The organism is Micromonospora sp. M71_S20 (assembly GCF_003664255.1).
Lineage (GTDB): Bacteria > Actinomycetota > Actinomycetes > Mycobacteriales > Micromonosporaceae > Micromonospora.
The window spans coordinates 850,730-875,451 of the sequence record NZ_RCCV01000001.1; the positions used below are offsets into that span (position 1 = coordinate 850,730).

Below are 24,722 nucleotides of genomic sequence, written 5' to 3' on the forward strand. Positions count from 1 at the left end.
CCCCGCTGGGAGCCTCAGCCTTCCGCCTCGGCCTGCTCTTCCGATGCCTCCACGCTTTCCTCCGGCGCCGCCTCGTCGAGGAGGTCCGCCGGTTGGGCGTTGCCGTCGCGGTGGGCGCTGACGACGCGCTTCTTGGACTACCGCACATTGCCTCTTGCACGACGGATGCGCCGCGAAAGCACACGCCCCTTGCCCGCACCTGGTCGAGTTCGGCAGCAACCACGTCGGGGCCCGGTGATCAGGACCTCATGGACGTTGCCGGGCCGCTTTGAGGTACACGGCGTCCTGATCACCACTGACCGGTCCGGCGTTCGCGAACTGCGTCAGCAGTCAGTGAAGAGTTCGGACCGGTGTGGCGCAGCGTCGTCCGCACCAGCCCGCATGCCATGATCGGTCGACGCTCACCCGGGCGGGACGCGGCCGGGAGCCCGGCGGAACGTCACCCGACCTTCAGCACCGCCGGCCCGGCGCTCCTTGACGGCACCGCTGCCACCACAGCCCCGCCCACACCTGGGCAGAGGCGGACAGCAGCGCCGCCGTCGGCACTCCGGACGCGACCGGGACGGGATGCCGATCCCTGGGCGCGCCTCAGAGTCGGCCCCCGCGAAGAAAACTTTCCACGTATCGATGACTGTGGTTGACTTTCGTCATGCGGAGAGCTCTCGTCTGGCTGGCGGCCGTGCTGGTCGCCGCCCCACTGCTCGTCAGCCCGGGAGTGGCCCAGGCTGCCACCACGACACCGTCGCTGGTCATCGCCAGCGACTTCCCGGACCCCGACGTCGTCAAGTTCGGCGGCACCTACTACGCGTACTCGACGAACAACGGCCACGGCAACGTCCCGGTCGCCACGGCCACCTCGCTGACCGGAGCCTGGACCAGGCGGGCCGACGCGATGCCGACCCTCGGCGCCTGGGCCAACGGGGGCCTGACCTGGGCGCCCGACGTGTCCCAGCGGGCCGACGGGCGTTACCTGCTCTACTACACCGCCCGCAGCCGGGCCACCGGTCGGCAGTGCCTGGGCGCGGCGCTGGCCACGTCGCCGCTCGGCCCGTTCACCTCCGTCGGCACCCAGCCGCTGGTGTGCAACGCCGGCGAGGGTGGCGACATCGACGCGGCGAGCTTCACCGACAGCACCGGCCTGCGGTACCTGCTCTACAAGGACGACGGCAACGCCATCGGCCAGCCGACGAGCCTCTGGCTGCAACGGGTCGCGGCCGACGGGGTGACCCTCCAGGGCGCCCGGGTCGAATTGCTGCGCAGCGGTCGCGCCGAGGAGGCCGGCATCATCGAGGCGCCGGTGCTGACCAAGGTCGGCGCGCAGTACGTGCTGTTCTACTCGCTCGGCGGCTACGGCGGCGACGGCTACCAGACCAGCTACGCCACCTCGACCTCGCTGACCGGCCCCTACACCAAGGCGTACCGCTCGCTGATGACCACGGCGTCGCTGGACTCGGCCGTGCGGGGGCCCGGCGGGGCGGACGTGGTGCGCGAGGCGGGCGGCGACCACATCGTGTTCCACGGCTGGATCAACAACTACTCCGCCCGGGGCATGTACGTGGCGGCGCTGGGCTGGGCCGGCGGAAACCCCGTGGTGCGGGGCAGCCGGGTGCGGTACGAGGCCGAGCGCGGCGGGCTCAACCGGTGCGCCGTGCGCGCCGCCCCGAACACGTCCCAGGGACAGGTGGTGGCGTACATCGACCACGCGGACAGCTGGGTCGAGGTCACGGTCTTCGCGCCCCGGGCCGGCGGCTACCGCGCCCACGTCGCCTACGCCGCCGGCTACGGCGACGCCCAGCACACGCTGACGGTCAACGGCGCGAACCCGAAGGTCGTCACCTATCCCAACACGGGCTGGGACGTCTGGCGCCAGGCGGGCGTCGACGTCACGCTCAACGCGGGCTTCAACACCCTCCGGTTCACCCACCTGAGCCGCTGGGCGGAACTCGACTTCGTCGAGGTGGCGTAGCCCGCGCCGGGAACGCGTGGAGATCTTGGTGGAAAGGTGCCCCTCCAGGGGCCGTTTCCTACCAAGATCTGCATGCGGAGTGGGGTTCAGGCCCCGGCGGCGGGTGCGGCCAGCACGAAGGTCTCCAGGGACTCGCCGCCGTACCAGTCCGAGCGGCGGCCCACGTGGGTCATGCCGAGCCGGCGGGCCACCGCCATCGACGCCTCGTTGCCGGGCGCCACGACGGCGTACACCTCCCGCGTGCCGGCGGCCAGTTCCCGCGCCGCCGCCGCCCGGGCCGCCTCGGTGGCGTACCCGTGGCCCCACGAGTCGGGGTGCAGGTGCCAGCCCACCTCGATGTCCTCGGTCGGCACGTTCTCATCCCGGCCGGGCAGCGGCTTGAGCAGCACCGTGCCGGCCACCATGCCGGTGTCGCGGACCTCGATCGCCCAGGTGCCGTACCGGCCGCCGTGCCCCGCGTGCCGCTCCCGCCACATCGCGAGCCGGTCGGCGGCCTGCGCCGGGTCCGTCAGCGGCAGGCCGGGCGCGCCCAGCCAGCGGGTGACCTCGGGCCGGGAGTAGATGTCGAAGAGCCGGGCCAGGTCGGCCGGGTCCTCGGTCCACTCCCGCAGTACCAGGCGCTGGGTGGTGAGAACGGTCATGGGCCGTGATCATAATGAGTGACGCGGGAGGGTACGGGGAAAGAAGCCGCGATGGGCGGCGGATGGCAACGGGCGAAGCGGATCACCAGTGCGGCGTTCCGCCCGCTGCGGGGCCGGGACCTGTCCCTGCACGCCGCCGCCATCACCTTCTACGGGGCGATCGCCGTGGTGCCGGTGGCCCTGCTGGCGATCTGGCTGACCTCGCTGCTCGCGGGAGCCGAGCGGGTGCACCGGCTCACCTCGTACGCCGTGGACACGCTGCCGGACGCGATCGGCGCGCCCCACGCGGTGCAGGCGCTGGTCGAGGCCGGGGTGGGGCTGACCCCGCTGCTGGCCCTGGCGTCGCTGCTGCCGGCGTCGCTCTACGGCGAGGGGCTGCGCCGTGCCTTCGTCTCGGTCGCCGTGCCGCGCAGCGAGGAGTCGCTGGTCGGCTGGCGGGGCCGGCTGCTGCTGCTGCCGCTGCTGGCGCCGGCCCCGGCCCTGCTGCTGTCGATCCTGCTCGCGCTGCCCACGACGACCGGGCTGGTCCGGCAGGGCGGCTGGACCGGCGCGCTGGGGGTGGTGCTGTCGTTCCTGGCGGTCTGGCTGGTGCTCACCCCGGTGCTGCTCTGGCTGTTCCGGGTGGTCGGCCCGGCGTCGCCGGACTGGCTCTCCGCGCTGGCCGTCGGGTCGTTCACCGCCGCCAACCTCTCCGGTTTCCTGCACGGCTTCGTGCTCTTCGCCTCGCTCCCGATCGACCTGGGGGTGCCGTTCGGGGGCTTCGACGAGATCGGCGCGGGGGTGGCGGTCCTGCTCTGGCTCTACCTCTTCCACGTGATCGTGCTGGCCGGCTACTCCGCGACCCTCGCGCTGTCCCGGTGGCGCAGCGCCCGCTCCGGGGCCGCCGGCCCGGGCTCGTCGGACTCCTTGATGCCGAAGCGGCGGTAGACGCGGGCCAGCGGGCCGGGGGCCCACCAGTTCCAGCGGCCGAGCAGCCGCATCGTGGCCGGCACCAGCAGCGCCCGGACCAGCGTCGCGTCCACCACGATCGCCACGATCATGCCGATCCCGATGAGCTTGATGTACGCCATCTCGCCCGTCGCGAAGCCGGCCACCACGATGATCAGCAGCAGCGCGGCGGCGGTGATGATCCGCCCGGTGCGCTGGAGCGCGACGGCCACCGACGCGGTGTTGTCGCCCGTGCGGTCCCACTCCTCGCGCACCCGGGAGAGCAGGAACACCTCGTAGTCGGTCGCCAGCCCGAAGAGCACGGCGAGCATGAGGATCGGGTTGCTCGGCTCGATGAACCCGGTCGGGGTGAAGCCGAGCAGGTCGGCGAAGTGCCCGTCCTGGAAGATCCAGACCACGACGCCGAACGACGCGCCGATCGACACCAGGTTCATCAGCACCGCCTTGACCGGCAGCACCACCGAACCGAAGGCGAGGAAGAGCAGGACCAGGATCGCGGCGGCCATCAGCAGGGCCATCCAGGGCAGCCGCTCGGCGAGACCGTCGATCAGGTCGAGGTCGACGCCGGGCCGGCCGCCGACGAGCACCTCGGCGTCGGCCGGCGGCGGCAGGTCGCGCAGCGCCCGGACCACGTCGTGCGCCGCGTCGCCCGTCGGCTCGCCCGGGTAGGTCACCGTCAGCAGCGTCGACGCGCCCCGGTTGGCCGCCACCTGCACCCCGGTCACGCCCGGCACGGCGGCCACCCGGTCGGCGAAGGGCTGCACCTGCTCCGGGGACGCCCCGGAGACCAGCACGTCGATCGGCGCGATCGTGCCGCCGGGGAACTCGGCGGCGATCCGCTCGGAGACCACCCGGGGCTCGGCGGTCGCGGGCAGCACCCGGTCGTCGAACCCGCCGAACTCCATCCGCAGGATCGGCGTGGCCAGCAGCAGGAGCAGCACGGTCACCCCGACCAGGTAGCGCACCGGGCGGCGCATCACGCTGTGCGCGATCCGGGCCCAGGCGCCGCCCGTCGCACCGTTCGCCGGCCGCGCACCGCGCGCCCCACGCCGCCACGGCAGCGGTACGCGCAGCGCGTCGATCCGGTGGCCGAGCACCGCGAGCAGGGCCGGCAGCACGGTCAACGCCGCCAGCATGGCGACCAGCACGGCGGCCATCCCGCCGAGCGCCATCGAGCGCAGGAACGCCTGCGGGAAGATCAGCAGGCTGGCCATGGCGGTCGCGATGGTGAGCCCGGAGACCAGCACCGTCCGCCCGGCCGTGGCCATGGTCCGCCGGATCGCGGCCGGGGTGTCGTGCCCGGCGGCCAATTCCTCGCGGAACCGGCTGACCACGAAGAGGGCGTAGTCGACCGCCATGCCCAGGCCGATCAGGGTGATCACGTTGATCGCGAAGACCGACACGTCGGTGACCATGTTGACCAGCCGGACGGCGACGAACGCGCCGAGGATGGCGAGCCCGCCGATCAGCAGGGGCGTGGAGGCGGCCACCAGCCCGCCGAAGATCAGCACGAGCAGCACCAGGAGCACCGGCATGGAGAGCAGCTCCGCGCGCGTGATGTCCTTGGTGGTCTGGGTGTTCGACTCCTGCAGGGCCGCCGTGGCGCCGCCGACCTCGGTCCGTACGCCGGGCGCCGCGAGCGCCGGCCGCAGCTCCTCGTACGCGGCGGCCTTGTCGTCCTTGTCGGCGGCCCGGAGCTGGACCAGGGCGTAGGTGGCCCGGCGGTCGGTGGAGAGCAGCACGGGGGCCTGGGTGTCGTACCAGGTGGTGACGCTGGTGATCTCCGGGCGCTCGCGCAGCCGGGCGACGGTGGCCGCGACCGGGTCACGGAAGGCGGGCTGGTCGACGGTCGAGGCGTCGCTGGACCAGAGCACGACGAGGTCGGCCCCCTGCGGCCCCAGCTCCCGGGTGATCCGCTCGGCGGCCCGGCTGGACTCGCTGGCCGGGTCGTCGAAGCCGCCGCCGGTCAGCTGCCCGAAGACCCCGACCCCCCAGGTGGAACCGACCGCGACGAGCACCAGGGCGGCGGCCAGCACCGACCAGCGCAGCCGCACGACCATGTGTCCCCACCAGGCGAACATTCGCCTCCCCCTCCGACGACGGCTACGCTGTGACCATCGCTTATTTGAGTGAACGCCGTTAACTATCGCAACGGCGGTCGTTTCGGTCAAGGGAGTCAGCCGGATGGGCGCACCGAGCCGACGGGAACGCCTGCGCTCGGCGACGGTCGCCGAGATCAAGGACGGGGCTCGGCGGCTGCTGGTGACGGGCGGGGTCGACGCCGTGTCGCTGCGGGCCATCGCCCGCGACATGGGCATGACCGCGCCGGCCATCTACCGCTACTTCCCCAGCCTGGAGGCGCTCGTCGCGGCGCTGGCCGGCGACCTCTACGACGAGCTGCGGCTGCGGCTGGAGGCGGCCCGGGACGACGCCGGGGGCGAGCCGGTCGACCAACTGATGGCCATGTCCCGGACGTTCCGCGCCTGGTCCGTGGCGCACCCCGCCGAGTTCGGGCTGATCTTCGGCGCCCCGACCCCCGGGCGCAACGCGCCCGTCGACGACGGCGCCGATCCGGACCATCCCGGCGCCCGCCTCGGCGCGGTCTTCGTCCGACCGATCCTCGACCTCTGGCGCCGCTCCCCCTTCCGCACCCCGCCGCCCGAGCTGCTCCGGCGGCACCTGGGCGGGCGGCGGCTGGAGCCGCTGCGGCTCAGCCACGGCGAGGTGCCCGTCGAGGTCGCGTACGCCTTCCTCGCCGGCTGGACCCGGCTCTACGGGCTGGTGGCCATGGAGGTCTTCCACCAGTTCGACTGGGCGGTCACCGACGCCGAGGCACTCTTCGAGCTGGAGCTGGAGACGTTCACCGCCCAGCTGCTGGCCGACCCGCCCACGGGCGACGACGCGCCCTCCTGAGGGACACGGCCGGCCTCTCCGGCGGCGTCTGGGGCCGGCAGATCGGCGGGACGGACTATCGCCCTCGCGCCCGGGTCCGCTCCCGGTGCCCGGCGCGGTCGGGCCGGCCGATGTGGCTGCGCTCGCGCCAGGATTCACCGAGCCAGAGGTGCGGCGCGTAGTGGCGGACCGCCGCCACCGCCACGGGCACGTCGGCGGCCTCGACCCGGAGCCGGTGGCGCAGGCGGGGCAGCCCGGGACGGAACGGTTCCTCCTCGCGCACCAGCGTCCACAGCACCGGATCGTCGCGGTCGACGGGGCCCGTCGGGTACAGCTCCAGCGAGTGGAAGCTGGACCTGTGCCCCTGGCTGTGGAACAGGCCGACGCCGGCGAGCGTGCGCCACGGTATGACCTGGCGCCGGGTGCCCGTGTCGAACCACATGCCGGCGTGGTCGACGAGGATCCTCGCCCGCCGCTGCCGCCAGAACGCCACGAGGAGCAGGCCGCCCGGCACACCGAGGGCCGCCAGGATGCCCGCCGCGACGAGCCCCGCGACGGGTGACCGTGGCTGGTGGCTCCCGCCGATGACCGCGACGGCCGCGACGAGCCCGCCGACCCCGGCCAGGACGAGGAGCAGGGCGAGGGGCAGCCCGATCCGGGCGCGACGTCGCCCGGTGGGTATCACCGCGGCGTTCGGGGCGGGGGCGGTGAAGGGTGCTGCCATGGCAGGCAAGCCTAACGGGACCTACCTGCCCTTCCACCTGCCCCTTCGTCGTGATCCACACTGTGGGCCCCGCGGCGCACCTGTGGGCCCCACGGTCGCCCCCCCGGGGGCACCGGGCTCGCCGGCAACGGGCCCCCGACGACGAGAGGCCGACAGGCGGCGAAGGGCTGACCGGCGGCGGCTGCGGGCAGTAGGCTCCCCCGGCATGGGTGACGAGCTGCCACCCCGGGCCGACGTGGTGATCGTCGGCGCCGGGCACAACGGTCTGGTGTCCGCGATCCTGCTGGCCCGCGCCGGGCTGGACGTGCTGGTGCTGGAGGCGGCGGACGTGATCGGCGGGGCCACCCGCACCGAGGCGCCGTTCCGCAAGGTGCCGGGGCTGCGCCACTCCACCGGGTCGTACCTGCTCGGGCTGATGCCGCCGGAGCTGCTCGCCACGCTGGACGTGCGGATCCCCGTGCTGCGCCGCGACCCGCACTACTTCCTGCCCACCCCCGGCGGCCCGGGCTCGCCGTACCTGCTCTTCGGCAGCGACACGGCGGCCACCCGGGCGCAGCTCGCGGAGTTCTTCTCCCCCGCCGACGTGGCCGCCGACGACGCCCTCCAGGCCGAGCTGGCCGCGCTTCGGGAGGATCTCGCCCCGGCCTGGCTGGCCGAGCCGCTGTCCGTCGAGGAGACCGCCGAGCGGCACGTCCGGCCGGCGCTGCGGCAGGTCTTCGTCGACCTGGTCCGCGGCTCCGTCGCCGACCACCTGGCCCGCTTCGACTTCCGCTCCGAGCTGCTGGTCAGCATGTACGCCGTCACCGACGGCCTCTCCGGGCTCAACGCCGGCCCCGACGACCCCGGCACCGGGCACAACTTCCTCGTGCACAACATGTGCCGGTTGCCCGGCTCCGACGGCACGTGGATGATCACCGAGGGCGGGATGGGCACCGTGTCGCGCGTCTTCGCCGAGGCCGCCCGGGCCGCCGGCGCGACGATCCTGACCGGCACGCAGGTCAGCGCGATCACCCTGGACGGCGGCGCGGCGGGCGGGGTGGTCCTCGCCGACGGACGGGAGGTCGCGGCCCGGGTGGTGCTCGGCGCCTGCGACCCGTACCGGCTGATGGACCTGCTGCCCGACGGCGCGCTCCCGGCGCCGCTGGCCGACCGGATGGCGGCGGTCCGCCGCCCCGGCACCACGCTCAAGCTCAACCTGGCGCTGACCGGCCTGCCCCGCTTCTCCTGCCTGCCCGGCGACGCGCCGAGCCCGTTCGGCTCGACGATCCACCTGCTGCCCGGCTCGGACTCGCTGACCGGCGGGGGCGGCGAGCCGCCGATGGCGGCGCTACGCGCGATGTGGGCGGACGTGCAGGCGGGGCGGCTGCCCGACGAGCCGACCATCGAGTGGTACCTGCACACCACCGTGGACCCGTCGCTGTCGGACGGCCGGGGGCACCACTCGTCGGCGCTCTTCGTGCAGTCGGTGCCGTACGAGCTGGCCGGTACCACCTGGGACGAGGCGCTGCCCGGCTACGTGGACCGCCTGATCGGGGTCTGCGAGCGGTACGCCCCCGGCACCGGCGACCTGATCGCCGACGCGGTGCCCCTGCCGCCGCCCGGCATCGAGGCGCACTTCGGGATCACCGGCGGGCACATCCACCACGTCGACAACACGGTCTCGTTCACCGACCGGATGCCGTACGCCACGGGGGTCGACGGCGTCTACGCCGGCAGTGCCGGCTGCCACCCGGCGGGCAGCGTCATCGGCGCCGCCGGCCACAACGCCGCCCGCCGCATCCTCACCGACCTCTCCCCCTGACCACCCGCCCCCTGCTCCCCTGCTCGCTGTGCTCGCGCGCCCGGGAGCGTCGATCATGCACTCATGGCGCCTGATTCAGGCCGCTTGGGGCGGTTTGTCATCCACCACAACTGCATGATCGACGCGGGAGAGGGCGGGGGGTTGCCGTCAGCTGGCCGCGTCGGCCGCCGGGGCGGGGGTCTGCTGCTCGCCGGCCCGGTGCGCCCGGACCTTGTGGCCGACGCTGGTCAGGCAGCGGCCGCTGGGCAGGTCGAACTTCCAGCCGTGCAGCTGGCAGGTGAGCTGGTCGCCGTCGACGATGCCGAACCGGGTCAGGTCGGCCTTCAGGTGCGGGCAGCGCCGCTGCACCACCCAGTCGCCGAGGGTGATGTCCTCGGCGTCGCTGGTCCGCTCGTGCTCGTCGTACCAGCCCTCGGCGTACTGGAGGCGCTCCGTGGAGAGGCACTTGAAGAAGGCGTAGACGAACTCGTTGTACTGGCCGATCCGGGCCGCCGAGAAGCGGCAGGAGAGGAAGAGGGAGTTGACCCAGTCCACCTCGCCGATGTGCAGCAGGTGCTCGATCAGCGCCCGCTCGGTACGGAACCGGTAGCGGACCTTCTCGTCGGCGTACGGCCGGACCTGCTTGCCGGGGAAGTCCACCACGATGGATTCGACGCTCTCGCCGTCGTAGCCCACCAGGTCGAAGCGGACCGGGCCGCCGACCCCCTTGGCCAGGTAGATCGACTCCTCCAGCAGGGGCTCGACGCGGCGCTGCATCTCCTTGAGCACGTCCACCTCGGGGTGCCGCCAGGAGGCCTTCTCGGCCTCGATGACGGGCCGCTTGCGCTCGCGCATCTCCTCCAGGTGGGCGACCTTGTTCGCGAAGAACTCCTCCACCGGCACCGGGTGGCTGGTCTCGCAGCTCTCCGTGGTGACCTCGGCGACGCTGCCCGGGAGCAGCACGACGCCGTTGGTGCCGCCGACCTTGGCGTACTCGCTCAGGAAGACCGACTGGTCGGGGAAGATGTTGCCCTCGTCGCCGTGGATGTCGTTGAACTGCCACAGCTCGTCGTCGAGGAAGCAGGGCGGCCCGGCGATCGGGAAGACGTGGTCGGCCTTCAGGTCGTCGATGTAGCGCCAGGTGCGGTCGAACTGCCGGTCCCGCTTCTGCTTGCCGAACGCCGTCTTCGCCGCCTGCGGCAGCTCGTAGACCATCGGGTACCAGATCGCGCCGGAGAACTGGAGCATGTGCGCGTGCACGTGGCCCAGCTCGGCGAAGACGCTCAGGTCGGTCGGGCGGGCGTCGTTCTGGTTGAGCAGCCGGACCCCGTCGTACTCCACCCACAGCGAGGAGTCGCCGATCGGGCCGTCGGTCGGGCTGGTCAGCGCCTGGATCATGATCTTCAGGCCGCCGTCCAGCTCCACGACCTGCTCGTTCGGCGCCTTCAGGAACTTGGTGAAGCCCAGCTCCCGCAGCTCGTCCTCCATCTCGGAGGTGGGGAACGCGGGCAGCAGCACGGTGGCCGACTTCGACACGAAGCGCTTCAGGTGCGCCGCGTCGAAGTGGTCCCGGTGCAGGTGGGAGACGTAGAGGTAGTCGACGTCGCCGAGCGCCTCCCAGTCGAGCAGGGAGTTGTCCGGAAACGGGAACCACGAGGCGAAATAGGCCGGATTGACCCACGGGTCGCACAGGATGCTGCCCGCGGCCGTGTCGATCCGCATGCTGGCGTGCCCCGTACCGGTCACTCGCACCGCAGTTCCCCCTCAAAACGACAAACAAGGTGTACGCCAGAAACGCTACCGGAGGGAGTCTGGCGACCTACCCGCGACGCCGGTAGTGCCGATGCGCCCGGGTGGGGCCGGGCCCTTGGTCCCGACCTGCCGGCCCGCGTACGTCCACCGGTCCGACGCCCACCTCGCCCGGTCGGATCGTGCGGTCCGCCCCATCGGTCGGACCCAGCGCCGGGCCCGGCACGGGGCGTGCCAGACTAACCGGAGATCCGATCGCGAGGGAAGGACCGACAGTGGCAGGAAGCGAGCCGGTAACGTCGCCAGACCAGCACAAGCCCGGGCACCGCAAGTCCGGGCGGATCGGCGCGGTGGTCTCCGCGCTGGCCCTGCTGGCGATGCTCTGCGGCAACCACGAGGGCAGGGTCGAGAACATCTGGCTGATCGGCCTGGCCGTGCTGCTGCTGCTCATCGTCATCGGCGACACCGTGCTGCGGCGCAACGGCCTGCGGTCCTGACCGCACCCGCGTCAGCCGGCGTCGCACCGGTCCGCGCGCCGGAGGCCACACGCACGAGGGCCCGCCCCCGACCGGGGAGCGGGCCCTCGCCGTACGCGGATCAGCGGCCGAACAGGATGTCCTGCACGTCCTTGAGCGCGGCGTCGACCTCGGCCTCGAAGTAGCCGCCGGGCACCAGCCCGAAGCGCAGGGTGTCCAGTTCCTTCGGGTTCACCGGCATCGGGTTGCGCCCCTGCATGCCGCCCAGCAGCGTGTCGAAGAACCGGTCGACCTGGTCGGGGTCGTACCCGCTGCCGAACCGGCGCACCTGGAAGCTGCGCCGGATCTGGTCGACGCGGTAGAGGTCGCTGCCGGGCGGGCCGGCCATCGGCGGGCCCGCCATCGGCGGCGGGCCACCGACGGGTGGGCCACCCCCGGGTGGGCCACCGACCGGCGGACCACCGACCGGCGGGCCGGCGTGCGGTGGGCCGCCGAAGCCCGGCTGCGGAGGCGGCCCGGCCGGGCCCCGGCCCCGCAGTTCACGCAGGTCCCGCTCGGGCATCCGGATCTCGGCGGTCATGTCGGCGCGAGCACGCCGGCCGGCCTCGAACCCGTCGAAACGCGGCTCGTCGCCGTAGCCACCGGGGCCGTCGCCGTAGTTGCCGGGGCCGTCGCCGTAGCCGCCCGGACGGTCGCCGTAGTTACCCGGGCCGTCGGCGTAGCCGCCGCCCGGACCGTCGGCGTAGCCACCACCCGGCGCGTCGGCGTACTTGCCGGGACCGTCGCCGTAGCCGCCGCCCGGACCGTCGGCGTACTTGCCCGGACCGTCGCCGTAGCCGCCGGGGCGGTCGCCGTAGTTGCCGGGGCCGTCGCCGTAGCCGCTGGGGCCGGCGGGCAGGCCGCGCGGCGGCGGGGCGCCGTGGCCCATCGGGGCGCCCGGTCCCATCGGGCCGGGGCCGCCGGGGCCGCGCGGCGGCTCGTAGCCGCCCCGGGGGGCGTCGTACCCACCGGCGAAGGCGCCGGTGGGCTCGTCGTAGCGGCCGTAGCGGTCGCCGGGCGGACCGGCCTGGGCCGGCATCGGTCGGGGCGGCATCGGCTGCGGGACCGGCGACATGCCGCGGTCGTCGCGCACGGGCGGGCCCATCCGGTCCGGGGGACCCATCCGGTCTGGCGGACCCATGCGGTCGGGCGGGCCGAGGCGGTCCGGCGGGCCCAGGCGATCGGCGTCGCGGGGGTCGCCGCCGCGGCCGCCGGCGCCACCGCGCTCCTCCAGCTCGGCCAGCTGCCGCTCGACCCGGTCGAGGTGCAGGTCGACCTGCCACTCGTCGTAGCCGTTGAAGCGGACCCGGAAGACGACGTCGTGGACCTCCTGGGAGGCGACGGGGGCACCCACCGGCCGGCCGTCGAGCGTCGCCTCGACCCGGTCCAGGAAGGCGTCGACCTCGTCGACCTTGTATCCCCGGCGGAGCGCCTTACGCCGGAAACGCTGACCCTGACTCGCCACTATGTCTCCTGGTCTCGTTCGCTACGCCCGGTCACGCCTTCTCCCCGGCCCGGTCGGTGTCGGTGTCCATGTCCTCGGCGGCGGCGAGCTGCCCGCACGCTCCGTCGATCTCGCGACCCCGGGTGTCCCGCACGGTCGTCGACACCCCGGCCTCGCGCAACCGCCGGACGAACTCCCGCTCCACCGGCTTGGGGCTGGCGTCCCAACGGCTGCCCGGAGTCGGGTTGAGGGGGATGAGGTTCACGTGGGTCAGCTTCCCGGCCAGCAGCCGCCCGAGCAGATCGGCTCGCCACGGCTGGTCGTTCACGTCTCTGATCATCGCGTACTCGATCGACACGCGACGCCCCGTGCGGGCCGCGTAGTCCCACGCCGCGTCCAGCACCTCGGACACCTTCCAGCGCTGGTTGACCGGCACGAGTTCGTCGCGCAGCTCATCATCGGGGGCGTGCAGCGACAACGCAAGGGTCACCGAGAGGTCTTCGCTGGCCAGTCGGCGGATGGCCGGGACCAGGCCGACCGTGGAGACCGTGATGTGACGCTGCGACAGCCCGAGCCCCTCGGGCGCCGGGGCGACCAGCCGACGGATCGCCGCGACCACCCGGGAGTAGTTGGCCAGTGGCTCGCCCATGCCCATGAAGACCACGTGCGACAGGCGCGGCGGAGAACCCGCCACCGCTCCGGAGGCGGCCACCCCGGCCAGGTAGACCGCCTGGTCGACGATCTCGGCGGTGGAGAGGTTGCGGGTCAGTCCCGCCTGGCCGGTGGCGCAGAACGGGCAGGCCATGCCGCAGCCGGCCTGGCTGGAGATGCAGACGGTGACGCGGTCCGGGTAACCCATCAGCACGCTCTCCACCAGCGCGCCGTCGTGCAGCCGCCAGAGCGCCTTGCGGGTCGCGCCGTCGTCGCAGGCCAGCTCGCGGACCGGGGTGAGCAGCCGGGGCAGGAGCTGGTCGGCGAGCTTCTCCCGGGTGGCAGCCGGCAGGTCGGTCATCTGCCCCGGATCACGCACCAGTCGACCGAAGTAGTGGGTGGAGACCTGCTTGGCGCGGAACGCCGGCTCCCCCAGCTCGGCGACCAGGGCCCGGCGGCCGGCGAGGTCGAGATCGGCGAGGTGACGGGGAGGCATCGCGGGCCGCCGCCCGGGGGCGTCGGGGTCTGCGGGGATCAGGGGCAAGCTCGTCATGGCGCGTCCAGTCTGTCACGCCGGACGGCCGACACACCCGTCCGGAGGTGCCGAATCGCCCCCCGCCGCCCGGGCGGGACCACTGACGACGGGTGATTCACGCCTCACTCCAGCACCGGGACGAAGACCGCCAGGAGCAGGTACGCGGTCGGCAGCGCGAAGAGGATCGAGTCCAACCGGTCCATCAGGCCGCCGTGCCCCGGGAGCAGGTTGCTCATGTCCTTCACCCCGAGGTCCCGCTTGATCATGGACTCGGCGAGGTCCCCGAGGACGGCGGCGCCGGAGACCGCCAGCCCGAAGAGCGCGCCCCACCACGGGGCCACGTCGAGGAGCAGCCAGAGCAGCAGGGCGCTGCCCAGCGCCGCGGCGGTGACCGAGCCGGCGAAGCCCTCCCAGGACTTCTTCGGGCTCACCGAGGGGGCCATCGGATGCTTGCCGAAGCTGACGCCGGCGGCGTACCCGCCGGTGTCGGAGAGGACCACCGCGGCCAGCGTCACCAGCACCCGCAGGTCGCCGTCCTCTGGCACGGCCGCCAGCAGCGCGGCGAAGCCGCCGAGGAACGGCACGTACACCGCGATGAGGGTGGCGGCGGTCAGGTCACGCTGGAAGCCGCCCGGCCCGTCGCCGAGCCGCCAGACCATGGTGCCCAGCACCGTCACCAGGAGGCCGAGGCTGAGCGCGTCGGGACCGGAGAACCAGGCCAGCCCGACGGTGAGCACCCCGCCGGCGATCAGCGGCACCAGCGGCGGATGCGCGCCGCTGCGGCGTACCGCCCGGGCCATCTCCCACATGCCGACGGCGACCGCCGCGGCCACCACCACCAGGAAGGCGGTCCGGTAGAAGAACAGCGGCACCACGATCAGGGCGCCGAGGCCCACGCCGACGGCGATGGCCGCGGGCAGGTTGCGCCCGGCCCGGCTCGGGACGGGCTGCTGGGTCGGGGGCCGGTCGGCACCGGCCCGGCGCCGACCGCGCTGCCGGCGGCCCGGGGGCCGCGCGGGCTCCGGCTCCGGCTCGACGTCCCGGACCGGTTCGAGCTGGGTGGTCGGGTATTCGGAATCGTCGGGATGGTCGCGGTGGCCGTTCATCGCCGCCGGGTCACCGGCCGCCGCCACGTCGGCCTGCGGGCGGGAGCGGGCCGGCGCCTCGGCGTACGCGTCGGGGAGCACGGCGGGCCGGCGGTGCCACTGCCCCGGGTCGATCTCGGGCTCCGGCCAGGGGAGGGCGGGCGCCGGTGCGGGGGCTTCGGGGCGGTCCCAGCCGCGGGGCTCGGCGCTGCCGTGGGGATCGAGGTGGGACATCACGCACCGAGCGGGACCGGTACGAGATCCACCAGATGACGCACAACCACAACCATTCCCCTACCCGCGCGACTGTTCCGTCCGGTCGACCCGCCCGACGGCCGGCCGATCCCCAGCGTTCACCGCAGGGTGGCCGGGAATCCTGCCGAGCCTACTGCACCCACCGATCCCTCACGTCGGACCGGCCCCGTGCCGGCCCTCCTACGACGGTGGCACCGGGCCCGCCGCCCGGGATCGGACGATGGAGCGCCGGTGCCACGATGTCGTCGCCGGTGGGGTGCCGGCGTACGGCTCACACCTCGAGAAGCTCGTTCTCCTTGTGCTTGACCAGGTCGTCGACGGCGGCGACGAAGCGCTGGGTCAGGTCGTCGAGTTCCTTCTCGGCGCGGCGGCCGTCGTCCTCGCCGACCTCGCCGTCCTTGACGAGCCGGTCCAGCTCTTCCTTGCCCTTGCGGCGGATGTTGCGGATGGCCACCTTGGCCTCCTCACCCTTGTGCCGGGCGACCTTGATCATCTCTCGGCGGCGCTCCTCGGTCATCTGCGGGAGCAGGATGCGGAGCTGGTTGCCCTCGTTGTTCGGGTTGGCGCCGAGGTCGGAGTCGCGGATCGCCTTCTCCATGGCGTTGATCTGCGAGTTGTCGTACGGCTTGATGATGACCATGCGCGGCTCGGGGACCCCGATGGACGCCATCTGGGGCAGCGGGGTGGGGCTGCCGTAGTAGTCGATGATGATCTTGGAGAACATGGCGGCGTTGGCGCGACCGGTGCGGATCGCGCCGAACTCCTCCTTGGCGTGCTCGATCGCACGCTCCATCTTCTCCTCGGCCTCGAGGAGGGTGTCGTCGATCACCGGTCTCCTCGCCTCCTTCTGTGCTCGTCGTGGGCTTGTCGTGTCGGAGGGACCGCTGAGGTCGGGGTCAGACCGCTCAGGCGGTGATCAGGGTGCCGATCTTGTCGCCACCCACGGCCCGGATGATGGTGTCGTCGCCCTGCGCGCCGAAGACCAGCATCGGCAGGCCGTTCTCCATGCACAGGCTGAACGCGGCGGCGTCGGCGACCCGCAGGTTACGCCGCAGCACCTCGGAGAAGGTGATCGAGTCGAACTTGCTGGCGGTCGGGTCGACCCGCGGGTCGGCGGTGTAGACGCCGTCCACGCCGTTCTTGCTCATCAGCACCACGTCGGCGCGGATCTCCAGGGCCCGCTGGGCGGCCACGGTGTCGGTGGAGAAGTAGGGCATCCCGGCACCCGCGCCGAAGATCACCACGCGGCCCTTCTCCAGGTGCCGGATGGCGCGCAGCGGGATGTAGGGCTCGGCGACCTGGGCCATCGTGATCGCGCTCTGCACGCGCGTCTCGATGCCCTCCTTCTCCAGGAAGTCCTGCAACGCGAGGCAGTTCATCACGGTGCCGAGCATGCCCATGTAGTCGGCCCGGGCCCGGTCCATGCCGCGCTTCTGCAACTCCGCGCCCCGGAAGAAGTTGCCGCCGCCGACCACCACCGAGACCTGCACGCCGCGGCGGACCACGGTGGCGATCTGCCGGGCGATGGCCTGCACGACGTCCGGGTCCACCCCGATCGCGCCCCCGCCGAACACCTCACCGGAGAGCTTCAGCACCACCCGGCGGGCCCGACCGGGGGGTGGCGCCGTCGGATCGTCCGCCGCCAGACTCCGGTCACTCACAACCTGCGTCATCCGCCCCGCCCTTCCCCATGCGCACGTCCCGTACGCCCCGTACCGCGAAACTGCCGTAGCCGACCCTATGTGACGAGGAGGCCGCGGTGCCTGTCACGTACACCGGCGGCCTCCTCGTCGACGTTTCCCTGCCCGCGGCGCGCGGAGCGCCCGGGGCGGCTCAGGCCTGGCCGACCTCGAACCGCACGAAGCGGGTGACCTCGATGCCGGCCTCGGCCAGCAGCTGCTTCACCGACTTCTTGTTGTCGGCGACCGACGCCTGCTCCAGCAGGACGTAGTCCTTGAAGAACGCGTTCACCCGACCCTCGACGATCTTCGGCAGGGCCGCCTCGGGCTTGTTCTCCTCGCGGGCGGTCTGCTCGGCGATGCGCCGCTCGGACTCGACGACGTCGGCCGGCACCTCGTCCCGGGTGAGGTACTTCGGCCGCATGGCGGCGATCTGCATCGCCACGCCCCGGGCGTCCGAGTCGGACGCCTCGTCGCCGGCCGTGCTGGTGTACTGCACCAGCACGCCGACCGCCGGGGGCAGGTCCTGGCTCTTGCGGTGCAGGTAGACGGCGGTGGTGCCGTCGAGCTTGGCGAAGCGGTTGAGGACGAGCTTCTCGCCGATTTTGGCGGACTGCTCCTGCACCAGGTCGGCGACGGTCTTGCCGTCCAGCTCGGTGGCGAGCAGCTCCTCGGCGGTGCCGACGCCGCTGCGCTCGCCGTGCTCCACCAGCTGCTGGGCCAGCTCGATGAAGGCGTCGGTCTTGGCGACGAAGTCGGTCTCGCAGTTGAGTTCGAGCAGCGCCTTGCCGGAGTGGGCGATCAGACCGTTGGCGGCCGTACGGCCGGCCCGCTTGCCGACGTCCTTGGCGCCCTTGACGCGCAGGATCTCGACGGCCTTGTCGAAGTCGCCCTCGGCCTCGGTCAGCGCCTTCTTGCAGTCCATCATGCCGGCGCCGGTGAGGTCGCGGAGCTTCTTGACGTCCGCGGCGGTGAAGTTGGACATGGCTCTCTCTTCGGTGTTGAGACTGCGGGTGGGTTGGTCCTGGTGCCGGTTACCCGGATCCGGGCGCGACGTGCCCGGCGTACCTGCCGCTCCCCCGCCGCCCGGGAGAACGGGCGGCGGGGAAGCGGCGGTGCGGTCACTCCGCGGCGGCGGTCGCCGGCTGCTCGACCGGCTGGGCCTGCTCGGCCTGCGGGGCCTGCTCGGCCTGCGGGGCCTGCTCGGCCTGGGGAGCCTGCTCGGCCTGCGGGGCCTGCTCGTCGGCCTTCTTCGGCTCCTCGAGCAGCTCGCGCTCCCACTCGGCCAGCGGCTCGTCGGAGGCGACGCCCGGCTCCGGCTTCTCGTCGCTGCCACGACGACGGCCGGAACGGGCGATCAGGCCGTCGGCGACGGCGGCGGCCACGACCTTGGTCAGCAGCTCGGCCGAGCGGATCGCGTCGTCGTTGCCCGGGATCGGGAAGTCGACCTCGTCCGGGTCGCAGTTGGTGTCCAGCACCGCGATCACCGGGATGCCCAGCTTGCGGGCCTCGTCGACGGCGATGTGCTCCTTCTTGGTGTCGACCACCCAGATCGCGGCCGGGAGCTTCTGCATGTCCCGCAGACCGCCGAGCGTGCGGGTCAGCTTGATCTTCTCGCGGGAGAGCTGCAGGGTCTCCTTCTTGGTGTAGCCGGCGGCGGTGCCGCTCAGGTCACCCAGAGCCTCCAGCTCCTTCATCCGCTGGAGCCGCTTGTAGACCGTCTGGAAGTTGGTCAGCATGCCGCCGAGCCAGCGGTGGTTGACGTACGGCTGACCGACCCGGGTCGCCTGCTCGGCGATGGCCTCCTGGGCCTGCTTCTTGGTGCCGACGAAGAGGATGCTGCCACCCTCGGCGACGGTCCCGCGCACGAACGAGTAGGCCTTCTCGATGTAGTCGAGGGTCTGGCGCAGGTCGATGATGTAGATACCGTTGCGCTCGGTGAAGATGAAACGCTTCATCTTCGGGTTCCAGCGCCGGGTCTGGTGCCCGAAGTGGACACCGCTCTCCAGCAGCTGACGCATGGTCACGACGGCCATGGTGGGGTACTCCTCGTGGTCCCTGGTTGTCCCGCCCGGCCAGGCGGCCGGGCGTCCTGGCGCCCGGTCGGCGGCCATGGCGGGCCCGACCAAGATCGGGACCAGGGAGGCCGTCGCCCCACGACGGCTCGTGGAGAGGGCGCGCGAGGTCGACCGCGCGAGGCGGTCGCCAGTCGACCAGTGTACGCCCCTTCCCCGCCCCCGATGCCTCGGGTGCGGGGAAGGGGTCGGAACGCCCATTTCCGGCACTCGGCGCGCCCGCCCCGGCCGGTGCTCGCCGTCAGGCGGAGCGCTCTCTGAGGGCGTCAGGCGCAGCGGTCCCGCCGGCGTCGGACCCGGACGGCGTCAGGCCTGAGGGAGTCGGCCCCGACGGCGTCAGGTCCGAGGGAGTCAGGTCCCGACGGTCGAGGGTCAGCCGACCGCGAGGGCGGCGGCGACGAAGAGCACCAGGCCCACGGTCAGGTACGCCGTCGGCGGGCGCAGCCAGCCCCGGCTCCCCTCCGCCAGCGACAGCCCGCCGGTGCGCAGCCCGTACAGGCCGATCGCGAAGATCGGCAGACCGCAGACCAGGAAGATCCCCACCACGACGTCGGCGGCCGAGACCGGGTCGCCGGTCACGCCGCTGATCAGCACCCGCATCGCGGGCACCTCGAACACCAGGACCAGCAGGGTGAAGAGCGCGGCCAACGCCGGCCGCCGGGTCCGGTAGACCCCGTCGCCCGCCGGCGCTCCCGGGTGCGGGGCGACCACCGGCGGGTACGCCGGCAGTTCCCCCGGCGCGAGGTCGCCGCGGGGCGCGATCGGCGGCATCGGCCCGGTCGGCATCTCCAACGGGTTCGGGGGCGCGACCGGCCGGACCGGCTCCTCGACCGGCGTCTCCGCCGGACTCGCGGCCTCGGCCACCCGACCTGGCGCGACGATCGGGTAGCCCCCCAGCGGGGCCGGGCGGGCCGGCTCCGCGGTCCGCTCCACGGGTCCCGCCCCGGCCAGGGCGTCGACGCCCGACGTCGACAGCGCGTCGCGGGTCTCCCTCGATTCCCGGGCGGCGCGCCGACCCGGGCGGTCGGCGGGCAGTTCACCGGAGACCTCCGGATCCGCCTCGGCCCGACGCGAGCGGCTCGCCCGGTATCCCTCGGTCTCCGACCGGGCGTCCCCGAGCGGCGGCACCGCCGCGAAGCGCCCCGAATCGCCCTCGCCGAACCTTCCGGGCTCCGATCCCGTGACGGCGAACCGGCCGGAATCCTCGGGGCCGGTGACGGCGAACCGGCCGGAGTCCTCCGGTCCCGTCGCGGCGAACCGGCCCGGGTCCTCCCGTCCCGTGGCCGCGAACCGGCCCGAGTCCTCCGGTCCGCCGAAACGACCCCGGTCGGGGTCGACGGCTGCGAAGCGCCCGGAGTCGGGCTCGACGGCTCCGAAGCGGCCCGAGTCGGGCTCCGTCGACGCGCCGAAGCGTCCTGGTTCACCGCGCCGGGTCCCCCTGGAGTCGCCGTAGCGGTCGTCCTCCGCGGCCCGGCGCTGCTCGGGGGCGTTCAGGTCGTCGTCCCGGTATCGGCCCTCGGCCGGACCGCGCCAGTCCGCCTCCCCGTAGCCGCTCTCACGGTCGCGGTCGCGGTCGGCCGGATACCAGCGCGACTCCTGATCTTCGACAAAGTTCCGTCGTCCGTCCACGTCCGGCACCGTATGCGACCGGCTCCACGGGCGCCATTCGCCCCCGGGACACCCGCGCTCCCGCGAGCGTCGGTCACCGCGCGGCGCCGGTCGCAGACAGCGACGGCGGCGGCGGGCAGGCCCAGCCCAGCGGTGCACCGCGTGGCTGATCGCGGCGGTCCACCGGGGCGGGCCGCGTAGCACGACGAGGGCATGATCGTCCGTCCGTCCACAGCGCCCCCGTCGTCCACAGTTTCCGGGGCGCGGGGCGGCGGCTGCCCGCCCGTCGGGTGCACGGTGCCGGACATGACGAAGCGGAACCAGGCGGTCGGCGCGTACGGGGAGCGGTGCGCCGTCCGGCACCTGATCGGGGCAGGACTGCGCCCGGTGGCCCGGAACTGGCGCTGCCCGGCCGGGGAGATCGACATCATCGCCTGGGACGGGCCGGTGCTCGCCTTCTGCGAGGTGAAGACCCGCCGCACCGACGAGTTCGGGCCGCCGGCGGAGGCGGTCGTACCCGCCAAGGCGCGGCGGCTGCGCGGGCTCGCCGCCCGGTGGCTCGCCGACACCGGCACCACCGCCGACGAGGTGCGCTTCGACGTCGTCTCGGTACGCCTCACCGGCGCCGGCGCCGCCCGGGTCGAGCACCTCAAGGGGGCGTTCTGATGGCCGGGCCCGGCGTCGAGCGACGACGGGCGGCGTCATGAGCTACGCGAAGGTGCTCTGCGTGGGCCTGGTGGGTGTCACCGGGCACCTGGTGGAGGTCGAGGCCGACCTGGCCGCCGGCCTGCCGGCGGTGGTCATCTCGGGGCTGCCGGACACCGCCCTGCACGAGGCCCGGGACCGGGTCCGCGCGGCCGTGGTCAACTCCGGTCAGCGGTGGCCCAACCGGCGGATCACCCTCAACCTGCTGCCGGCCGACCTGCCGAAGTTCGGCTCCGCGTTCGACCTGGCGATCGCGGCGGCCCTGCTGGGCGGCTCCGGCGAGCTGCCGCTGCTGCCCCTGGAACACGTGGTGGTCCTGGGCGAGCTGGGCCTCGACGGCACGGTCCGGCCGGTGCGCGGTGTGCTGCCGATGGTCGCCGCGGCCGCCCGGGCCGGCGTCGGGAAGGTGATCGTCCCGGCCGGCAACGCCGCCGAGGCGGCGGTCGTTCCCGGGGTCCGGGTCCGGGCGGTCGACACGCTGCACCGGCTGGTCAGCTTCATCCGCGACGGCTCGCCCCTGATCGAGCCGGAGTCCGACGGGCCGCCGCCGGCCGGCGGCGGGCCCGACCTGGCCGAGGTCGCCGGGCAGGGGCTGGGCCGCAGGGCGCTGGAGGTGGCCGCGGCGGGCGGGCACCACCTGGCACTGGTCGGGCCGCCGGGGGCCGGCAAGACCATGCTCGCCGAGCGCCTCCCGTCGATCCTGCCCGAGCTGGACGACGAGGCCGCGCTGGAGGTCACCGCGCTGCACTCCATCGCCGGGCTGCTGCCGCCGGGCGGCCGGCTGCTGCGCCGCCCGCCCTTCCAGGCACCGCACCACACGGCGACGGTGCCGTCGCTGGTCGGCGGCGGTTCCGGGCTGGCCCGCCCCGGCGCGATCTCGCTCGCCCATCGGGGCGTGCTCTTTCTCGACGAGGCGCCCGAGTTCAGCCGGGGAGCGCTGGAGGCGCTGCGTCAGCCGCTGGAGAACGGCCGGGTCCGGCTCGTTCGCAGCCGAGGCGGCGCCGAGTACCCGGCCCGCACGCAGCTGGTGCTGGCGGCCAATCCGTGCCCGTGCGCCAAGCCGGCCGGGGACGCGTACTGCGAGTGCCCGCCACAGGCCCGGCGGCGCTACCTCAGCCGGCTCTCCGGGCCGTTGCTGGACCGGATCGACGTGCAGGTGAAGCTGCCGCCCCTCCGGGCGGCCGAGCTGATGGAGGCCACCGTCGACAGCGAGGCCTCCGTCACCGTCGCCGCGCGGGTGGCGGTGGCCCGGCGGGCGGCGGCCGCGCGCTGGGCGGTGCTCGGCCACCGGCTCAACGCCGAGATACCCGGCCCGTACCTGCGCCGCCCGCCCTGGCGGTTGCCCGGGCCAGACACGGCCGAGCTGCGGGCCCGGCTGGACGCCGGGTCGCTGTCGGCCCGGGGCTTCGACCGGATCATCCGCCTGGCCTGGACGATCGCGGATCTGGACGGTCGGGACCGCCCCGACCGGGAGGACGTCCGGGAGGCCATCCAACTGCGAACGGGGGACGCGACGTGAGCACCGACGAGGAGACCCTGGCCAGGGTGGCGCTCACCTGGCTCGCCGAGCCGGGCACCTGGTCGGTGCACCGGCTGGTCGACCGGCTCGGCCCGACGAGGGCGCTCGACCTGCTGCTCGACGGGGGCGCACCGGAGGAGACGCTGCGCAACACCGTGGCGGCCCGTTGCGCGGCCGGCGACGCCCGGGCCGTCGCGGCCGAGGCGCTGGCCCGCACGGACCGGCTCGGCGCCCGGATCGTCGTCCCCGGCGACGACGAGTGGCCCGTCCGGGTCGGCGACCTGCGCCGGCTCCGGCTGCCCGGCGCCTACCGGCGGGTGGACGTCGAGACCGCTCCCCCGCTCTGCTTCTGGGTACGCGGCTCGTGGCCGCTCGCGGAGGCGTTCGACCGCTCCGTCGCGGTCGTCGGTGCCCGCGCCGCCACCGGGTACGGCGCGCACGTCGCCACGGAACTCGGCTACGGGCTGGCCGACCGTGACTGGACCGTCGTCTCGGGCGGAGCCTTCGGCATCGACGCCGCGGCCCACCGGGGCGCGCTCAACGCCGGCGGCCTCACCGTGGCGGTGCTCGCCTGCGGCGTGGACCGCCCCTACCCGATGGGCAACGCGGCGCTGTTCGACCGGATCGCCGACACCGGGCTGCTGGTCAGCGAGTGGATGCCGGGAGCCGATCCGCTCCGGCCCCGGTTCCTCATCCGCAACCGGGTGATCGCGGCGGGCACCCTCGGCACGGTGCTGGTGGAGGCGGCCGCCCGCAGCGGCGCGACCCAGACCACCCACCGGGCGCTCGCCCTGGGCAAACCCGGCATGGTGGTGCCCGGCCCGGTCACGTCGGCGATGTCGGTCGGCGCGCACGAGACGCTGCGGGAGTACCCGAAGGCCCGGCTGGTGACCGGCGTCGCGCAGGTGCTGGAGGAGGTCGGGCGGATCGGCGACCTGGCGCCCGTACCGCGCGGCCCGCAGCAGCCGGCCGACCTGCTCGACGACGACGCACGGGCCGTCGTCGAGGCGTTGCCCCGCCGGGGCGCGGTCGGCGTGGACGTCCTCGCCGCGCGGGCCGGGGTGCCCGTCCGTACCGCGCTGCGGAAGCTGTCGATGCTCGAGGAACTGGCCCTGGTGCTTTGCCGCGACGACGGGTACGCCCTCGCGCCCCCGCCGGCCCGGAGCGCGGACGCCGGGCGACCGGCGACGCCGGACAGACCGTGAACCGCCGGACGGGCCGCGAACCGCCGTCAGTCCCCCTCGAAGCGGATCTCCATCGCGCGGTCCTGCCGGCAGCGCCGCGCCAACCGGTCCAGCCGGCGCACGTGCGTCAGCTCTGGCGTCGACCGGGCCACCTCGGCGAGGCAGCGCACCTCGGCGAGGAGCTGCGGCGTCTGGCCGGCAGGGACCACCAGCTCGCCGACCGGATCCACCCGGTCGAGCAGCGGGGTACGCCCGGCGCCACGGACCCGCCGGACGAGGTTCAGCAGTACGTCGTCGGGATCGGGCAGCACCTCGGCCGGCACGAGGCGACGCCGGCCGGAGCCCGCCCCGACCACCCGGTAGAGGACGACGTCCACCCCCATGTCCGGTCCCCCTTCGTCGAGCCTGATCCCGTCGCGCGGCGACCACGACCAGGGCCCACACCCGTTGGTACGACAAGTCTGCGCGCACCGGCCCACCCAATCCACCACCCGGGCCGCGCGTCCGCGCCGGAAGCACCCACGAGCGGGCTCAGTCGGTCGCCTCCCGGTCGCCCGGTCACCGGCCCCGGCACCCTGCCGGTGGCGCCGGCCGGCCGTAGGCTGGTCCCGTGCCGCCCGAGGATCCGCCGCCCACCGCCCCCACGGCCTCGATCCGCGCCGAGGTGCACCGAGGGGGGCGGCTTCCCGTGCGGCCCGGCCAGGCGGCACATGCGGCTCGGCCTGGCGGGGCGGGGACGCCCACACGAGGCATGCCGGGCACCCGAC

21 protein-coding genes are annotated in these 24,722 nt (G+C 73.9%); 8 read left to right on the forward strand and 13 right to left on the reverse strand.

Annotated elements, in window-relative coordinates; genetic code table 11:
* Positions 1–649 precede the first annotated feature (649 nt).
* Positions 650–1,966 (forward strand): family 43 glycosylhydrolase, encoded by a 1,317-nt coding sequence (locus tag DER29_RS03940; protein ID WP_121396075.1) that lies wholly within the window; start codon positions 650–652, stop codon positions 1,964–1,966.
* 86 nt (positions 1,967–2,052) lie between these two features.
* Here the strand turns inward: DER29_RS03940 and DER29_RS03945 are convergent, their stop codons facing one another.
* Positions 2,053–2,607, reverse strand: coding sequence for a GNAT family N-acetyltransferase (locus tag DER29_RS03945; RefSeq protein WP_121396076.1), 555 nt, complete (start codon positions 2,605–2,607; stop codon positions 2,053–2,055).
* 51 nt (positions 2,608–2,658) lie between these two features.
* Between DER29_RS03945 and DER29_RS03950 the strand changes: the two genes are divergently transcribed.
* Positions 2,659–3,534, forward strand: a complete 876-nt coding sequence (locus DER29_RS03950; protein ID WP_121396077.1) for a YhjD/YihY/BrkB family envelope integrity protein — start codon at positions 2,659–2,661, stop codon at positions 3,532–3,534.
* Here the strand turns inward: DER29_RS03950 and DER29_RS03955 are convergent.
* Positions 3,438–5,636, reverse strand: coding sequence for an MMPL family transporter (locus DER29_RS03955; protein WP_121396078.1), 2,199 nt, complete (start codon positions 5,634–5,636; stop codon positions 3,438–3,440). The genes DER29_RS03950 and DER29_RS03955 overlap by 97 nt on opposite strands.
* Before the next feature lie 103 nt (positions 5,637–5,739).
* On the opposite strand from DER29_RS03955, the gene DER29_RS03960 reads away from it, so the two are divergent.
* On the forward strand, positions 5,740–6,468 hold the full coding sequence (locus tag DER29_RS03960) for a TetR/AcrR family transcriptional regulator (RefSeq protein ID WP_121396079.1): 729 nt from the start codon (positions 5,740–5,742) through the stop codon (positions 6,466–6,468).
* Positions 6,469–6,523: 55 nt separating this feature from the next.
* Here the strand turns inward: DER29_RS03960 and DER29_RS03965 are convergent, their stop codons facing one another.
* The gene (locus DER29_RS03965; protein WP_121396080.1) at positions 6,524–7,171 is read right to left on the reverse strand and encodes a hypothetical protein; all 648 of its coding nucleotides are present in this window, start codon (positions 7,169–7,171) and stop codon (positions 6,524–6,526) included.
* 205 nt (positions 7,172–7,376) lie between these two features.
* On the opposite strand from DER29_RS03965, the gene DER29_RS03970 reads away from it, so the two are divergent.
* Positions 7,377–8,972, forward strand: a complete 1,596-nt coding sequence (locus DER29_RS03970) for an NAD(P)/FAD-dependent oxidoreductase (RefSeq protein WP_121396081.1) — start codon at positions 7,377–7,379, stop codon at positions 8,970–8,972.
* 147 nt (positions 8,973–9,119) lie between these two features.
* Here the strand turns inward: DER29_RS03970 and DER29_RS03975 are convergent, their stop codons facing one another.
* Positions 9,120–10,703: a Rieske 2Fe-2S domain-containing protein gene (locus DER29_RS03975; RefSeq protein ID WP_121396082.1), complete on the reverse strand. Its 1,584-nt coding sequence runs from the start codon at positions 10,701–10,703 to the stop codon at positions 9,120–9,122.
* A gap of 272 nt (positions 10,704–10,975) precedes the next feature.
* On the opposite strand from DER29_RS03975, the gene DER29_RS03980 reads away from it, so the two are divergent.
* Positions 10,976–11,197 (forward strand): DUF2631 domain-containing protein, encoded by a 222-nt coding sequence (locus tag DER29_RS03980; RefSeq protein ID WP_121396083.1) that lies wholly within the window; start codon positions 10,976–10,978, stop codon positions 11,195–11,197.
* A gap of 100 nt (positions 11,198–11,297) precedes the next feature.
* Here the strand turns inward: DER29_RS03980 and DER29_RS03985 are convergent, their stop codons facing one another.
* The 8 genes from DER29_RS03985 to DER29_RS04020 all read right to left on the reverse strand — a co-directional run bounded on the left by DER29_RS03985 (position 11,298) and on the right by DER29_RS04020 (position 20,577).
* Positions 11,298–12,680: a DivIVA domain-containing protein gene (locus tag DER29_RS03985; protein ID WP_121396084.1), complete on the reverse strand. Its 1,383-nt coding sequence runs from the start codon at positions 12,678–12,680 to the stop codon at positions 11,298–11,300.
* Between the two features lie 31 nt (positions 12,681–12,711).
* The gene (rlmN, locus tag DER29_RS03990; protein WP_121396085.1) at positions 12,712–13,863 is read right to left on the reverse strand and encodes a 23S rRNA (adenine(2503)-C(2))-methyltransferase RlmN; all 1,152 of its coding nucleotides are present in this window, start codon (positions 13,861–13,863) and stop codon (positions 12,712–12,714) included.
* Between the two features lie 104 nt (positions 13,864–13,967).
* Positions 13,968–15,164, reverse strand: coding sequence for a phosphatidate cytidylyltransferase (locus DER29_RS03995; RefSeq protein ID WP_121396086.1), 1,197 nt, complete (start codon positions 15,162–15,164; stop codon positions 13,968–13,970).
* Between the two features lie 292 nt (positions 15,165–15,456).
* The gene (frr, locus tag DER29_RS04000) at positions 15,457–16,014 is read right to left on the reverse strand and encodes a ribosome recycling factor (RefSeq protein ID WP_089001534.1); all 558 of its coding nucleotides are present in this window, start codon (positions 16,012–16,014) and stop codon (positions 15,457–15,459) included.
* 76 nt (positions 16,015–16,090) lie between these two features.
* On the reverse strand, positions 16,091–16,858 hold the full coding sequence (pyrH, locus tag DER29_RS04005; RefSeq protein WP_091096741.1) for a UMP kinase: 768 nt from the start codon (positions 16,856–16,858) through the stop codon (positions 16,091–16,093).
* A 160-nt stretch (positions 16,859–17,018) separates the two neighbouring features.
* Positions 17,019–17,849, reverse strand: coding sequence for a translation elongation factor Ts (tsf, locus tag DER29_RS04010; protein ID WP_121396087.1), 831 nt, complete (start codon positions 17,847–17,849; stop codon positions 17,019–17,021).
* A 136-nt stretch (positions 17,850–17,985) separates the two neighbouring features.
* Complete coding sequence (gene rpsB / locus DER29_RS04015; RefSeq protein ID WP_121396088.1) at positions 17,986–18,900, reverse strand: 30S ribosomal protein S2; 915 nt, start codon at positions 18,898–18,900, stop codon at positions 17,986–17,988.
* Positions 18,901–19,311: 411 nt separating this feature from the next.
* Positions 19,312–20,577: a hypothetical protein gene (locus tag DER29_RS04020; protein ID WP_121396089.1), complete on the reverse strand. Its 1,266-nt coding sequence runs from the start codon at positions 20,575–20,577 to the stop codon at positions 19,312–19,314.
* A gap of 276 nt (positions 20,578–20,853) precedes the next feature.
* On the opposite strand from DER29_RS04020, the gene DER29_RS04025 reads away from it, so the two are divergent.
* The 3 genes from DER29_RS04025 to DER29_RS04035 are packed head-to-tail and all read left to right on the forward strand — an operon-like array spanning position 20,854 to position 23,976.
* The gene (locus tag DER29_RS04025) at positions 20,854–21,213 is read left to right on the forward strand and encodes a YraN family protein (protein WP_121396090.1); all 360 of its coding nucleotides are present in this window, start codon (positions 20,854–20,856) and stop codon (positions 21,211–21,213) included.
* A 37-nt stretch (positions 21,214–21,250) separates the two neighbouring features.
* Complete coding sequence (locus tag DER29_RS04030) at positions 21,251–22,771, forward strand: YifB family Mg chelatase-like AAA ATPase (RefSeq protein ID WP_121396091.1); 1,521 nt, start codon at positions 21,251–21,253, stop codon at positions 22,769–22,771.
* Positions 22,768–23,976: a DNA-processing protein DprA gene (locus tag DER29_RS04035; protein WP_121396092.1), complete on the forward strand. Its 1,209-nt coding sequence runs from the start codon at positions 22,768–22,770 to the stop codon at positions 23,974–23,976. The genes DER29_RS04030 and DER29_RS04035 overlap by 4 nt, the downstream gene beginning before the upstream one ends.
* 26 nt (positions 23,977–24,002) lie before the next feature.
* Here DER29_RS04035 and DER29_RS04040 read toward each other — a convergent pair whose 3' ends face one another.
* The gene (locus tag DER29_RS04040; RefSeq protein WP_121396093.1) at positions 24,003–24,338 is read right to left on the reverse strand and encodes a hypothetical protein; all 336 of its coding nucleotides are present in this window, start codon (positions 24,336–24,338) and stop codon (positions 24,003–24,005) included.
* Positions 24,339–24,722 lie beyond the last annotated feature (384 nt).

Bases quoted from the DNA above. Each gene is read 5' to 3' on its own strand.
- DER29_RS03940 (WP_121396075.1), top strand. From the start codon at position 650: ATGCGGAGAGCTCTCGTCTGGCTGGCGGCCGTGCTGGTCGCCGCCCCA.
- DER29_RS03945 (WP_121396076.1), bottom strand. From the start codon at position 2,607: ATGACCGTTCTCACCACCCAGCGCCTGGTACTGCGGGAGTGGACCGAG.
- DER29_RS03950 (WP_121396077.1), top strand. From the start codon at position 2,659: ATGGGCGGCGGATGGCAACGGGCGAAGCGGATCACCAGTGCGGCGTTC.
- DER29_RS03955 (WP_121396078.1), bottom strand. From the start codon at position 5,636: ATGTTCGCCTGGTGGGGACACATGGTCGTGCGGCTGCGCTGGTCGGTG.
- DER29_RS03960 (WP_121396079.1), top strand. From the start codon at position 5,740: ATGGGCGCACCGAGCCGACGGGAACGCCTGCGCTCGGCGACGGTCGCC.
- DER29_RS03965 (WP_121396080.1), bottom strand. From the start codon at position 7,171: ATGGCAGCACCCTTCACCGCCCCCGCCCCGAACGCCGCGGTGATACCC.
- DER29_RS03970 (WP_121396081.1), top strand. From the start codon at position 7,377: ATGGGTGACGAGCTGCCACCCCGGGCCGACGTGGTGATCGTCGGCGCC.
- rlmN (WP_121396085.1), bottom strand. From the start codon at position 13,863: ATGACGAGCTTGCCCCTGATCCCCGCAGACCCCGACGCCCCCGGGCGG.
- DER29_RS03995 (WP_121396086.1), bottom strand. From the start codon at position 15,164: ATGTCCCACCTCGATCCCCACGGCAGCGCCGAGCCCCGCGGCTGGGAC.
- pyrH (WP_091096741.1), bottom strand. From the start codon at position 16,858: ATGACGCAGGTTGTGAGTGACCGGAGTCTGGCGGCGGACGATCCGACG.
- tsf (WP_121396087.1), bottom strand. From the start codon at position 17,849: ATGTCCAACTTCACCGCCGCGGACGTCAAGAAGCTCCGCGACCTCACC.
- rpsB (WP_121396088.1), bottom strand. From the start codon at position 18,900: ATGGCCGTCGTGACCATGCGTCAGCTGCTGGAGAGCGGTGTCCACTTC.
- DER29_RS04025 (WP_121396090.1), top strand. From the start codon at position 20,854: ATGACGAAGCGGAACCAGGCGGTCGGCGCGTACGGGGAGCGGTGCGCC.
- DER29_RS04030 (WP_121396091.1), top strand. From the start codon at position 21,251: ATGAGCTACGCGAAGGTGCTCTGCGTGGGCCTGGTGGGTGTCACCGGG.
- DER29_RS04040 (WP_121396093.1), bottom strand. From the start codon at position 24,338: ATGGGGGTGGACGTCGTCCTCTACCGGGTGGTCGGGGCGGGCTCCGGC.